Annotated in this window: 9 protein-coding genes; 6 read left to right on the top strand and 3 right to left on the bottom strand. The window is 62.4% G+C overall.

Annotated elements, in window-relative coordinates; all coding sequences use genetic code 11:
• Positions 1 to 16 precede the first annotated feature (16 nt).
• The 3 genes from clpX to ACESTR_RS07690 all read right to left on the bottom strand — a co-directional run bounded on the left by clpX (position 17) and on the right by ACESTR_RS07690 (position 3,514).
• Positions 17 to 1,294: an ATP-dependent Clp protease ATP-binding subunit ClpX gene (gene clpX, locus ACESTR_RS07700; protein ID WP_009597780.1), complete on the bottom strand. Its 1,278-nt coding sequence runs from the start codon at positions 1,292 to 1,294 to the stop codon at positions 17 to 19.
• On the bottom strand, positions 1,294 to 1,962 hold the full coding sequence (gene clpP, locus ACESTR_RS07695) for an ATP-dependent Clp endopeptidase proteolytic subunit ClpP (protein ID WP_009597808.1): 669 nt from the start codon (positions 1,960 to 1,962) through the stop codon (positions 1,294 to 1,296). Before clpP ends, clpX begins: the two co-directional genes overlap by 1 nt.
• Positions 1,963 to 2,188: 226 nt before the next feature.
• The gene (locus ACESTR_RS07690; RefSeq protein ID WP_278506242.1) at positions 2,189 to 3,514 is read right to left on the bottom strand and encodes a trigger factor; all 1,326 of its coding nucleotides are present in this window, start codon (positions 3,512 to 3,514) and stop codon (positions 2,189 to 2,191) included.
• Between the two features lie 329 nt (positions 3,515 to 3,843).
• On the opposite strand from ACESTR_RS07690, the gene ACESTR_RS07685 reads away from it, so the two are divergent.
• The 6 genes from ACESTR_RS07685 to ACESTR_RS07660 are packed head-to-tail and all read left to right on the top strand — an operon-like array spanning position 3,844 to position 13,751.
• Positions 3,844 to 4,635, top strand: a complete 792-nt coding sequence (locus ACESTR_RS07685; RefSeq protein ID WP_217729346.1) for a glutaminyl-peptide cyclotransferase — start codon at positions 3,844 to 3,846, stop codon at positions 4,633 to 4,635.
• Positions 4,636 to 8,247 carry a methionine synthase gene (gene metH, locus ACESTR_RS07680; RefSeq protein ID WP_373179057.1) on the top strand — a complete coding sequence of 1,204 codons (3,612 nt, stop codon included), beginning with the start codon at positions 4,636 to 4,638 and terminating at the stop codon, positions 8,245 to 8,247.
• A gap of 58 nt (positions 8,248 to 8,305) precedes the next feature.
• A complete protein-coding gene (locus tag ACESTR_RS07675; protein WP_227042521.1) occupies positions 8,306 to 9,271 on the top strand; it encodes a methylenetetrahydrofolate reductase in 966 nt (321 codons plus the stop codon).
• A gap of 5 nt (positions 9,272 to 9,276) precedes the next feature.
• A complete protein-coding gene (locus ACESTR_RS07670) occupies positions 9,277 to 10,389 on the top strand; it encodes a M20 family metallopeptidase (RefSeq protein WP_281807845.1) in 1,113 nt (370 codons plus the stop codon).
• Entirely contained in the window at positions 10,386 to 12,617 is a 2,232-nt protein-coding gene (rnr, locus tag ACESTR_RS07665) for a ribonuclease R (protein ID WP_373179056.1), read from the top strand. The genes ACESTR_RS07670 and rnr overlap by 4 nt, the downstream gene beginning before the upstream one ends.
• A gap of 3 nt (positions 12,618 to 12,620) precedes the next feature.
• Positions 12,621 to 13,751, top strand: a complete 1,131-nt coding sequence (locus ACESTR_RS07660) for a CofH family radical SAM protein (protein WP_009597748.1) — start codon at positions 12,621 to 12,623, stop codon at positions 13,749 to 13,751.
• Positions 13,752 to 14,039: the final 288 nt, after the last annotated feature.

The raw sequence follows: 14,039 nt of genomic DNA, 5'->3' as shown, positions 1-14,039 counted from the left end.
AGTAATAAAAAAGATACTACCCAACTTGTTTAAGCTCTAAAATATTTGCTTTTTCTATCTTTTTCTTTGCATATGGCAACGTCACGACGAATTTCCGCGTGTCGGTCGAGGGCAGGTCGAACATCGTGTCCATCATGATCGCCTCGCAGATCGAACGCAGGCCGCGGGCGCCGAGTTTGAACTCGACGGCCTTGTCCACGATGTAATCCAGCACCGCGTCGTCGAACGTAAGCTTGACGTTGTCCAGCTCGAAAAGCCGCTTGTACTGCTTGACGATGGCGTTTTTCGGTTCGGTGAGAATCGACCGCAAGGCTTCGCGCGAGAGGGGCTGCATGTAGGTCAGCACCGGAAGACGCCCCACCAGCTCCGGAATCAGTCCGAACGACTTGAGGTCCTGCGGCGTGATGTACTGCATCAGGTTGTTGCGGTCGATGCGGTCGGCGCGGAGCCGTCCGTACCCCATGGCGCGGGTGTTCAGACGCTGGGCGATCTTCTTCTCCACGCCGTCGAACGCGCCGCCGCAGATGAAGAGGATGTTGCGCGTATCGACCTGAATGAATTTCTGTTCGGGGTGCTTGCGCCCGCCCTGAGGGGGCACGTTGACCACGGTTCCTTCGAGAATCTTCAGCAGGGCCTGCTGCACGCCTTCGCCCGAAACGTCGCGCGTGATCGAAGGGTTGTCGCCCTTGCGGGCGATCTTGTCAATCTCGTCGATGAAGACGATGCCCCGTTCGGCCTGCTCGACGTTGTAGTCGGCGACCTGCAGCAGCCGCGAAAGGATGCTCTCGACATCCTCGCCCACGTAGCCCGCCTCGGTCAGCACCGTGGCGTCCACGATGGTGAAGGGCACCTTCAGCAGTTTGGCGATCGTGCGGGCCATCAGCGTCTTGCCCGTACCCGTGGGTCCCACCAGCACGATATTCGACTTGTCGATCTCTACCTCGTCCTCCTTGGGGGCGTAGAGCAGCCGCTTGTAGTGGTTGTAAACGGCCACGGCCATATAACGCTTGGCGTCGTCCTGACCGATGACATACTGGTCGAGGAAATCCTTGATCTGGGCCGGCTTGAGCAGCTCCTCCATCTTGAGCGGCGCAGCGGCGGCGCTGCCGCCGCGCTCCGAAGCCACGTCGTTCTCGACGATGATCCGGTAGCCGTTCTCGATACATTTGTTGCAGATGTTGGCGCCGTCGATGCCCTGAAACATGATCTCCACGTCGCTGCGCTTGGCGCCGCAGAACGAGCAGCAGTCGCCGCCCGCCCCGTTCTTATGGTTGTTGCCTTTTCCCGATGCCATTATTTCCCGCGTTTGGATAATACTTCGTCGATCAGCCCGTACTCCTTGGCTTCGCGCGCCGAGAGCCAGTAGTCGCGGTCGGCGTCCTTCTCGATCTTCTTGAGCGCGACGCCCGAATGGGCCGAGAGAATCTCGTACAGCTCGCGTTTGGTCTTCATGATCTCGCGTGCCGTGATTTCGATGTCCGAGGCCTGTCCCTGCGCACCGCCCAGCGGCTGGTGGATCATCACCCGCGAATGGGGAAGCGCAGAACGCTTGCCCTTGGCGCCCGCCGTGAGCAGCACGGCGCCCATCGAAGCGGCCAGTCCCGTGCAGATGGTCGCCACGTCGGAATTGACCAGCTGCATCGTGTCATAAATGCCCAGTCCGGCCGAAACCGAACCGCCGGGCGAGTTGATATAGATCTGAATGTCCTTTTCGGGATCGACCGATTCGAGGAACAGCAGCTGCGCCTGAATGATATTGGCCGCGTCGTCGTAGATCGGCGCGCCGAGGAAGATGATGCGGTCCATCATCAGCCGCGAGAAGACGTCCATCGTGGCGATATTCAGCTGACGCTCTTCGATGATCGTAGGCGACACGTAGGCGCCGCTGACCGACTGGAAATCGTGCAGTTTCAGCGAACTGATCCCGCAGTGTTTCCGTGCGTATTTTTCAAATTCTGACATAATAAATTATCGTAATTGTTATCGTTCGTTATCGTTTGTCGCTATCGTTTTTACCGCCGGCCGGCAGCCCGGCATCTCTTATTCGCGGCCCACGGCCGGCTCCGGGCGGGAGCTGCGGGCGGCGGACTGTCGCCGAAACGGCGTTTAAAGCTGTATATCGTCAAACAAAAGGACTTTGCAAACATCACGCCTGCAAAGTCCAAAGATAATCTTTTTTCGGCAAATACTAAAGCGCCTTGGCCAATTTGGCGAAATCGTCGGCAGATACGGCTTTTTCCGTCACCTTGATCTTCGACTTCACATCCTCCACGACCTTCACTTCGTACAGCTTCTCGTAGATCTTCTGTCCCTGATCCTTGTCGGCGAGGATCTTCTCGGCATAGCCGGCCAGCATATCTTCGGGAGCCGACGGCATGCCGTACTGCGCGAACTGCGCGGCGGCCAGCGCCTTGGCTTCCGCGAGCGCCTCGTCCTTGGTCACCGTGATATTGTCCTGCTTGATGAAGTGCTTCTGCAGGTAGTTCCACGTGAACATCTTCAGGAACTGGTCGAAGTCCTTGTCGATGTCCTCCATCGAGAATTTGCCTTCGTTGATCGTATACAGCCAGCGTTTGAGGAACGATTCGGGCATCTTCAGACCGGCTTTCTGCACCAGATAGTCGCGCAGCTGGAGCGTGAAGAGGTAGTCGCTTTCGCGGCGCAGCTCCGGCTCGATGCGCGCGTCGATGAACTTGTCAAGTCCGGCCTCGTCCTTCACTTCGCCGCCGGGGAATGCCGTCTTGAAGAACTCCTCGTTCAGCTCAGGTTCGGCGAACTTGCGGATCTTGGTGATTTCGAGCGTGAATTCGGGTTTGATGCCCTCCAGCTCGTTCTCCTTGACCTGCAGCACGGCGGCGCGCTGCGACGGGTTCTTGTAGAGTTCGTTGACATTGACTTCGGTCTTGAAGCCCACCTTCTTGCCGATGAAAGGCTTGCGCTCCTCCTCCGACATCGAGATCAGGCCCACGTAAGCGTCCGCCACGTTCATCTCGCCGTTGTCGAGCGTGACCGACAGCGCCTCGTCCGAAGTCACCTCGTCGGCATCGACCAGACGGCCGTACTGACGCAGGTAGTTGGCGCGGTAGTCGTCGTGCATCTTCTTGTCCACCTTGATCTTGCTGTAGGTCAGCTTATCCTTGTCCGAAAGTTCGAGTTTTATCTCAGGAGCCTCGCCGATTTCGAACACGAATTCGAACTCCTTGCCGTTCTCGAAATCGAAATCGCCCTGCTCTTCCGAAGGAATCACGTCGCCCAAGTAATCGATGTTCTCCTTCTGGAGATACTCGAACACCGAGTTCGAGGCGGTGCGGTAAGCCTGCTCGGCCAGCACGCCCTTGCCGTACATCTTCTTGACGAGGCCCATGGGCACCATGCCGGGGCGGAAACCGGGAATATTGGCCTTGCGCCTGTATTCGCGCAACTCTTTCTCGACGGCTTGGCCGTAATCCTCTTCGCCCACCGTTACCTTGAGCAGCGAATTGTTCTCTTCGCGTTGTTCTCTTACGATCTTCATAATGAATGCTTTCTATATTGTTATTGTCTTATTTCCGAAATCGGCTCGCAAAGATAGCGATTTTCGCGGACAAACCAATATTTTTTCTAAAATATAGTGTATTGCAGCCGGCGGCGGCAAACTCCGCAAAGGCTGTTTTCGGAAAATGCGCAGGCATCCGAAAACGCGGGTAAATGCAAAGATAGTCAAAAAATTCGTCATATGGCGGGTTTTTCCTATCTTTGCGGAGGATAAACCTCCGCTCAGACAGGCGGCGTCCGGCCCGGCCGAATAAATTCGCTTCCGTTTCCGGCTCGCGCTGTCTTTGCTGACGAATTCACAAGAAAGAGATGAGAAAGTTCGCTACCGTTCTGCTGTCGGGACTGCTGCTGGCTTCGTGCGGCGGCAATCAGGTCCGGGCCAAACGCCCCGCGGCGCCGGCGGAACCCAAGGAATACACCTACGGCGTCCGGGCGGTCCACCCGCACCCGGCGACCAGCTATACGCAGGGCCTGCAATACGCCGACGGCCGTTTGTGGGAAGGCACGGGCCAGCACGGCGAATCGGTCGTGCAGACGCTCGACCTCGCGACGGGCCGCGCGGAGGTCTTCGCACGTCTTCCCAAGGAGGACTTCGGCGAAGGGATCGCCCTCTTGGACGGCAAGGTCTACCAGCTCACGTGGCAGTCGAACAAAGCCTATGTCTACGACGCCCGGACGGGAGAGAAAATCAGGGAGTTCCGCTATCCCGGCGAGGGCTGGGGCCTCACGACCGACGGGAAGAAGCTCTACATGTCGGACGGCACGGCAAACATCTACACGCTCGACCCGGCCACCTTCAAACGCGAAAAGCGTACCACGGTGACGCTCCGGGGCGAGACGCTCAACTTCCTCAACGAGCTGGAGTGGATCGACGGCAAGATATGGGCCAACGTCTACACCACCGACCAAATCGTCATCATCGACCCGGCGACGGGCGCGGTGGAGGGGATCGTCGATCTGACGGGGCTGCTGCCCGAAGAGGACGTGACTCCGGCGACCGACGTGCTCAACGGCATCGCATACGACGCGGCCGGAGGGCGCATCTTCGTCACGGGCAAGAACTGGAACAAACTGTTTGAAATCGAAATCAGAGAGAAATAAATGGCCGACATATACGAACAACTCGAATCCTGCATCCTGCTGCTCGACGGCGGTTTCGGCACCATGGTCCAGCAGTACGGACTGACAGAAGAGGACTACCGGGGCGAACGGTTCCGCGAGTGGCCCGCGCTGCTCAAGGGGTGCAACGACCTGCTGGCCCTGACGCGGCCCGAAGCGGTGCGCGAAATCCACGTCAAATACCTGCAGGCGGGGGCCGACATCATCGAAACCGACTCGTTCAACGCCAACGCCGTATCGCTGGCCGATTACGGACTGGAGGCGTATGCCTACGAAATGTCGCGAGCGGCGGCGGCCGTGGCCCGCAGCGCGGCCGACGAATTTACGGCCCGCAACCCGCAGAAACCCCGCTTCGTGGCGGGTTCGATGGGGCCCACCAACCGCACGGCCTCGATGTCGGCCGACGTGGCGAACCCCGCGGCCCGCGAAGTGACTTTCGCACAACTCGTCGAAGCCTACACCGATCAGGCGCGGGGACTGCTGGACGGCGGAGCCGACATCCTGCTGGTCGAGACCATCTTCGACACGCTCAACGCCAAGGCGGCCCTCTACGCGATCGACGCGCTGGCCGAAAAACTCGGCCGCACGATCCGCGTCATGGCGTCGGGCACGCTGGCCGACGCCAGCGGCCGCACCCTGTCGGGACAGACCGTCGAGGCCTTCTGCACCTCGCTGTCGCACGCGCAGCTGCTCTCCCTCGGCCTGAACTGCGCCTACGGAGCCAAACAGCTGCTGCCCTACCTCGAACGGCTGGCCGAAACGGCCCCGTTCCGTATCTCGGCGCACCCCAACGCCGGACTTCCCAACGTCATGGGCGGCTACGACGAGACCCCGGAGATGTTCGCCGAGGACGTGGGCGAATACATGCGCCGCGGACTGGTCAATATCGTCGGCGGATGCTGCGGCACGACGCCCGCGCATATCTTCGAACTTTCGAAAATCGCCTGCAACTATGCCCCGCGCCCCGTTCCGGCGCCGCGCCGCGTCACGACGCTGAGCGGACTGGAGCCGCTGCGCATCGCGCCCGAAACCAATTTCGTCAACGTCGGCGAGCGCACCAACGTCGCAGGCTCGGCCAAATTCGCCCGCCTGATCCGCGAGGGCAATTACGAAGAGGCCCTGTCGGTAGCCCGTGCGCAGGTCGATGCGGGGGCGCAGATCGTCGACGTCTGCATGGACGACGGCATGATCGACGGCGTCGAAGCCATGCGCACATTCCTCAACCTGATGGCCTCGGAGCCGGAAATCGCCCGCGTGCCGACGATGATCGACTCCTCGAAATGGGAGGTGCTCGCGGCGGGTCTGGAGGTCACGCAGGGCAAGGCCGTGGTCAATTCGATCTCGCTCAAGGAGGGCGAAGCCGAATTCCTGCGCCGCGCACGGGAGATACACCGCTACGGAGCCGCCGCGGTGGTGATGCTCTTCGACGAGCAGGGACAGGCCGACACCTGCGAGCGCAAGATCGAGGTGGCCTCACGCGCCTACCGCCTGCTGACCGACGCGGGATTCCCCGCCGAAGACATCATCTTCGACCCCAACATACTGGCCGTGGCGACGGGAATTCCCGAACACGACGGCTACGCCAAAGCCTTTATCGACGCGACGCGCTGGATCAAGGAAAACCTGCCTTACGCAAAGGTGTCGGGCGGCGTGTCGAACCTCTCGTTCGCCTTCCGCGGCAACAACGCCGTGCGCGAAGCGATGCACTCGGCGTTCCTCTACCACGCCATCCGCGCGGGCATGGACATGGGCATCGTCAACCCGCAAATGGTGAAGATATACAGCGAGATCGAACCCGAACTGCTCCAACGCGTCGAGGACGTGATCCTCTGCCGCCGGGCCGACGCCGCCGAACGGCTCACCGAATATGCGCAGCAGGTGCGCGCCACGGCCCAGACCCAGCCGCAGGTCCCCGACGCATGGCGCGCGGGAACGCTCGCCGAACGGATCGGCCACGCCATGCTCAAGGGCGTAGCGGACTACATCGAGCAGGACGCGCTGGAGGGCTACGAAGCCCTCGGAACGCCGATGGCCGTGATCGACACCCTGCTGATGCCCGCCATGGAGCGGGTCGGCACGCTCTTCGGCGAGGGCAAGATGTTTCTGCCGCAGGTCGTGAAGACCGCCCGCGTGATGAAGCGCGCCGTGGCGGCCCTGACCCCCTACATCGAGCAAGGCGGCGCCCAGACCCCTCACAACGCGGGCAAGGTGCTGATCGCCACGGTCAAAGGCGACGTACACGACATCGGCAAGAATATCGTGGCGGTCGTGATGGCCTGCAACGGATACGAGATAAAGGACCTCGGCGTGATGGTCGAGTCGCAGCGGATCGTCGAAGAGGCCGTGGCGTGGGGCGCCGACTGCATCTGCCTGAGCGGCCTGATCACCCCGTCGCTCGACGAGATGGCCCACGTCTGCGAGGAGCTGGAACGCCGCGCGCTGCGCCTTCCGGTCATCATCGGCGGCGCGACGACCTCGGACCTGCATACCGCCGTGAAGATCGCCCCGGTCTATTCGGGATTGGTGATACACTCGCCCAACGCCAGCCGCAACAGCCAGATTCTGGCGCAGCTGCTCGGTCCCGACGGCCAGCTGTACGCCGACAAGGTCCGCGCCGACCAGCAGGCGCTGCGCAGCGACTACCTGCGCGCCGAACGCACCCGGAACCTGATTCCGATCGTCGAGGTCCGCAAGACCCGCAAAGGCGCCGCCCCGCACCTGCCCGTCGAGCCGCTGCACCCCGGCCGCATGGTCTTCCCCGACTTCGACGTCGCCGACGCCGAACCCTATATCGACTGGAGCTTCTTCTTCGCGGCATGGGGTCTCAAGGGACGCTATCCCGAAATCCTCGACCACCCCGAAAAAGGCGCCGAAGCGCGCAAGGTCTTCGCCGACGCCGAGGCCCTGCTGGCCCGCATCCGCGACGAGCGGCTGCTCACGCTGCAGGCCGCCGTGGGGATCTTCCCGGCGCGCGCAGAGGGCGACGACATCTGGATCACCGACCAGAAAGGCCGCGAACGCCGGCTGGCGATGCTCCGCAACCAGACGCGCGGGGAGGAGAACCGCTCGCTGGCGGACTGCATCGCGCCGCAGGGCGACTGGATCGGCTGTTTCGCCGTCACCGCCGGCATCGGACTCAGGGAGCTCTGCGAAAAATTCCGCGCCGAGGGCGACGACTACGGCGCCATCATGGCCAAACTGCTGGCCGACCGGCTGACCGAAGCCTTCGCCGAAGCCGTGCACACGTTCGTGCGGCGACAGATGTGGGGTTACGAAACGGGCGAGCCGCTCACGCCGCAGCAGACCGTCCGCGGCCAGTACCGCGGCCGCCGCATGGCCTTCGGCTATCCCGCGTCGCCCGACCATTCGCTCAAGCGCGAGGTCTTCGACCTGCTGTCGGTCGAAATGACGACGGGCATGAAGCTCACCGAGAATTACATGATCGATCCCGGCGAAGCGCTCTGCGGACTGATGTTCGCCGACGCCGACTACTTCTCCGTGGGCACGATCGACACCAAGCAGCTGCTCGACTACGCCCGGCGGCGCGGCATGGAGGTCGAAGAGATCAAGAAACTGATACCCAATAATATTTAACGCGCGGGAACGCCCCGGCGGCCCCGCCCGCCGAACCAAAGCAACAACAGACCGAACCATGAATGTTCTGGACATAATCAATACGGCCATCGCCGAACACCGCACGCGCTTCGCGTTCGAACTGCTCCCGCCCCTCAAGGGCGACGGCATGGGCGGCGTATTCGCGGCCATCGACCGGCTCATCGGATTCGACCCGGCCTACATCAACGTCACCTTCCACCGCGAGGGAATCAAGCAGTCCGTGCGTCCGGACGGAGGCATCGACTGGCACGTGGTGCGCCGCCGTCCCGGCACGGTGGGCATCTCGGCCGCCATTCAGAAGAAGTACGGCGTCGAAGTCGTGCCGCACCTGATCTGCGGCGGACAGTCGAAATACGACATCGAGGACGCGCTGATCGACCTCGACTTCCTCGGCCTGCACAACGTACTGGCGCTCAGGGGCGACAAATCGCAGAACGAAAAGTTCTTCATGCCCCACCCGCAGGGCCATTCGCACGCCGTGGACCTCGTGCGGCAGATCGCGGCCATGAACCGCGGCGAATTCGTGGACGGCGAGGTCGAGGAGTGCCACCACTCGAAATTCTCGATCGGCGTGGCCGGCTACCCCGAAGGGCACGAAGAGTCCCCCTCGCCCGAAGCCGACATCGCCGCCCTCAAGGCGAAGATCGACGCCGGAGCCGGGTACATCGTCACGCAGCTCTTCTACGACAACGCCCGCTTTTTCGACTTCGTGCGCCGCTGCCGCAAAGCGGGCATCGCGGTGCCGATCATCCCCGGCATCAAACCCCTCTCGACGCTGCGCCACCTGACGCTGCTGCCGCAGATCTTCGGCTGCCGCATTCCCGAAGAGCTGGAACGCGAAGTCCTGCGCCACCGGGAGGACCCGAAGGCGATCCGCGAAGTCGGCACCGAATGGGCCGTCGCCCAGAGCCGGGAGCTGAAACAGGCCGGAGTCCCCGTACTGCACTACTACCCGATGGGCAAGGCCGACAATATCATCAAGATAGCAAAAGCGATATTTTAACTCAAATGAATCCCATCCAATTCCGCCGTCACCTGCACATGCACCCCGAACTGTCGTTCAGGGAGCACGACACGGCGGCCTTTATCTCCGCCCGGCTCTCGGAGCTGGGCATCGAGCACCGTCCCATAGCCGAAACGGGCGTGCTGGCTAAGATCGAAGGCCGCGGCAAAGCCGACCCCAAACGCCGGGCCGTGGTACTGCGCGCCGACATCGACGCCCTGCCGATCGACGAGCGGAACGACTTCGACTGGAAATCCTGCAACCAAGGGGTCATGCACGCCTGCGGCCACGACATGCACGCCGCGGTGCTGTTCGGCGTGTTGCAGCAGCTGGCCACCGAGCCGGATTTCCGCGGCACGATATTCGGGCTGTTCCAGCCGGGCGAGGAGTGCAATCCGGGCGGTGCGTCGCTGGTGCTGGCCGAAAATCCGTTCGAAGGCTACGACGTCCGGGCCGTGGTCGGCGAACACGTCGAGCCGCAGCTCGAAGTCGGGACGCTCGGATTCCGCGCCGGCAAATACATGGCCGCAAGCGACGAACTGCGCTTCACGGTGCACGGGACGGGCGGCCACGGGGCCATGCGCCCGCAACTCAAGGATCCGGTGGCGGCCGCCGCAGAGTTCGTGACGCGGCTCGTGGCGCTCAACCACGAAGAGTGCGTGCTCTCGATCGGCCGCGTGGAAGCCGGGGGCGCCACCAACATCGTGCCCGATCAGGTCTATCTCGAAGGCACGCTTCGCACCTTCGACGAGCGCGAGCGCGAAATCATCCACAAACGCATCCGCAACTTCGCCGCGGACATCGACAAGCGCCACGGCGTGCGGACCGACGTCGATATCAGCCGGGGCTACCCCTGCGTGGTGAACGACGCCGCGCTGGTCAAGCATGCGGCGGCGCTGGCCGCGGAAGCCGGACTGCGGGTCGAAATGCTGCCGCTGCGCACCACGGCGGAGGATTTCGGCTTCTACTGTACCAAATATCCGTCGCTGTTCTACCGGCTGGGCGTGGGCGCCGCGGCCGGACGGCCCCATACGGCGACGTTCAACCCCGACGAAGGGGCCATCGACACGGGCATAGACTACATGAAACGTCTCGCCCTCCAAATTCTGAAGAAATGAAAAAGCAATCACAAAAGAACCGTCCCGCAAGGGGCGCGAAAAACACGGATCGGGCGGCAGTCATCCTGAGTCTCTTCCGTGAATTCCCCAATAATAAATTCTCGCTCAAACACCTCGCGTCGGCTTCGGGCGGCGCGACGAAAGAGGGACGCCGCGAGACGTTCGAAATACTGGGACGCCTGCACGACGAAGGCATCGTCGAAGAGTGCGCCCGCGAGAAATACCGGCTCACGCACAAGCACCTGCCCCACTTCGAAGGCATCGCCGACATGACGGCGAGCGGTTCGATATACGTACGGGTCGAGGGCGAGGAGAACGATATTTTCGTCAACCAGCGCAACACGGCCAACGCCCTGAACGGCGACCGCGTGGAGGTGGTGGCCATCCACCGCGGCCGCGACGGGAAATTCGAAGGCGAAATCACGCGCATCGTCGAACGCAGCCGCAAACCCTATGTCGGCGTGGCCGAGGTGGGCGCGCACCAGATCTTCGTGCGGGCCGACTCGCGCCGCATGCCGATGGACATCTACCTCTCGAAAAAGCAATACCCCGACGTGAAAGACGGCGAAAAGGTCGTGGTCAGCATCGCCGACTGGGCCGAAGGCAGCAAAAGCCCCGTGGGCGAGCTGGTCGAACGGCTCGGCATGGCGGGCAACAACGACACGGAGATGCACGCCATTCTGGCCGAATACGAGCTGCCCTACCGCTTCGACCCCGAAATCGAGCAGGCAGCGGAGGCCATCGACGGCAGCATCACCGCCAAGGAGATCGCGGCACGCCGCGACTTCAGGCAGGTGACGACCTTCACGGTAGACCCGGCCGACGCCAAGGACTTCGACGACGCGCTTTCGGTGCGCAGGGTCCGGGACGGCATCTGGGAGATCGGCGTGCATATCGCCGACGTGACCCACTACGTGCGCCCCCAATCGACGATCGACGACGAAGCCGTCGAACGCGGCACCTCGGTCTACTTGGTGGACCGCACCGTGCCGATGCTGCCCGAACGGCTTTCGAACGAGCTTTGTTCGCTCCGCCCGCACGAGACGAGCCTCTGTTTCTCGGCGGTCTTCACCCTCAACGAGAACCTCGACATCCTCGAAGAGTGGTTCGGCCGCACGGTGATCTATTCCGACCGCCGCTTCACCTATGCCGAGGCGCAGGAGGTGATCGAGACGGGCCGCGGCGACTACGCCGAAGAGATCCAGACACTCAACCGGCTGGCGCAGGCGCTTCGCCGGCAACGGTTCAAGAACGGCGCGATCAGCTTCGACCGCGAAGAGGTGAAATTCAAACTCGACGAGACAGGCAAACCGCTGGGCGTCTATTTCAAGGAGCAGAAGGAATCGAACCAAATGATCGAGGAGTTCATGCTGCTGGCCAACCGCCGCGTCGCGGAGTTCTGCGGCAAACGCAAGACCGACAAGGGCCGCACCGTCGAACGTCCGATGGTTTACCGCGTCCACGACTCGCCGAGCGAGGAGAAGCTGGACCACTTCCGGCAGTTCATCCTCCGCTTCGGACATATCTTCAAGGCCACCAAGGGCCGCGCCGTAGCCAAGGAGCTGAACAAGCTTTTCGCCCAGATCAAGGGCACGACCGAGGAGAACGCCGTATCGACGATGGCCGTGCGGTCGATGGCCAAGGCGTATTACACGACCGACAACATCGGCCACTACGGACTGGCATTCCCCTATTACACGCACTTCACCTCGCCCATCCGCCGCTACCCCGACATGATGGTCCACCGCCTGCTGGCGCGCTATCTCGCCGACGGCAAGGCGGCCGACAAGGCGATGCTCGAAGATTTGTGCTTCCGCGCTTCGGAACGCGAAGTCATCGCCGCCGAAGCCGAGCGCGCGTCGATCAAGTACAAGATGGTCGAATTCATGAAGGAGCGCATCGGCGAAGAGTTCGAAGGACATATTTCGGGACTCACCGAGTGGGGCATCTATGTCGAGCTGGACGAGACCCATATCGAGGGCATGTCGTTCCTGCGCGACATCGACGGCGACTTCTTCCAGTTCGACGAGCCCAACTACCAGATCATCGGCCGCTCGACGGGCCGCCGCATGACGCTGGGCGACGCCGTGCGCATCCGCGTCAAACGCGCCGACCTGCAGAAACGCCAGCTCGATTTCGAGGTGCTGCTCGACGGACTCCGCACCCCGGCGCCCGCCGAAGGGCAGAGACCGCAGGTACGCCGCAGCAACCGCCGCAAAAACCGATAGGCCGTGCAGCGCATCTACGACAAATGCCGGCGGCGGGAGCCGCTCTCGCGCGAAGAAGCCTACCGGCTCTACGACGAAGCCCCGCTGCAGGAGCTGGCGCTGGTGGCCGACGAGGTGCGCCGCGCCGTGGTTCCCGATCCTCAGGTCGTGACGTGGCAGATCGACCGCAACGTCAACATCACCAACGTCTGCATTTCGGGCTGCAAGTTCTGCAACTTCCACTGCAAACCCCACCAGACCGACCGGGCGTTCATCACCACGATGGAGCAGTACTGCGAAAAAATCGACCGCACGCTCCGTCTGGGCGGCGACCAGCTGCTGTTGCAGGGCGGCCTGCACCCCGGACTGAAGATCGACTTCTACGAACGGCTGTTCAGCGGGTTGAAATCGCGCTACCCTTCGCTGCGGCTGCATGCGCTGGGCGCGCCCGAAGTGGCGCATATCGCCCGCATAAGCGGGCTGACGACGCTCGAAACCCTGCGCCGCCTGATGGCCGCGGGACTGGATTCGCTGCCGGGCGCAGGAGCCGAGATGCTCGATTCAGACGTGCGCCGGGCCATCTCCCCCGCCAAACCTTCGGTCGAGAAGTGGCTCGACGTGATGCACGAAGCCCACTGCCTGAATCTGCCGACCTCGGCGACGATGATGTACGGGCACGTCGAGACGCCGCACCAGCGCATCGACCACCTGCTGCGCATCCGCGACCTGCAGACCCGCTGTCCCGAAGGCAATTACGGCTTCATCGCCTTCATCCCGTGGATTTTCCGTTCGACGGGCACCGAGCTGGAACGGCAGGGCGTGGAAACCCGCTTTTCGCCGCTCGAATACCTGCGCATCATCGCCGTGAGCCGGCTGATGCTGCACAATATCCCCAACATTCAGGCTTCGTGGCTCACCGTGGGCAAGGCCACGGCACAGGCGGCCCTGCACAGCGGAGCCAACGACATGGGGTCGATCATGATCGAAGAGAACGTCGTATCGTCGGCCGGGGCGCACAACAGTTTCGACGCCGAAGGCATTCAGTCCGCCATCCGCGAAGCGGGCTTCATCCCGCGCCTGCGGGACCAGCTCTACCGGATGCGGGAATATGCGCCGCAAACCGGGGAACTTGCGACATCGCTTCAAGACGCCTAACGGCGCATCACGCCGCAGTGCCCAAGCACCTGCCGCGGCGCAGTATACACCACCGCAACGGCAACAGCCGCACTATTATACGGCGCGGCCACAACACAATGCGGTCGTATCCGGTACGCGCCCGCAGCATCTGCAAGTCGCCGCAAAATGCGTCCCGCGGCAACGCATGCCTGCAAAACGAATCGCCGCAGAACGCGCACACACTACAAAGTAAAAGGAGATGCTTTTCGGCATCTCCTTTTTCATAATCCACGTCTCCGGACACGGAGCCAAAGCCCCGCAACCGCC

The sequence above is a fragment of the Alistipes sp. DJF_B185 genome (assembly GCF_964250025.1).
In the GTDB taxonomy this organism is placed as follows: domain Bacteria; phylum Bacteroidota; class Bacteroidia; order Bacteroidales; family Rikenellaceae; genus Alistipes; species Alistipes finegoldii.
The sequence above is the reverse complement of the archived record's forward strand: the minus strand, read 5'-3'. Positions and strand labels throughout refer to the sequence as shown.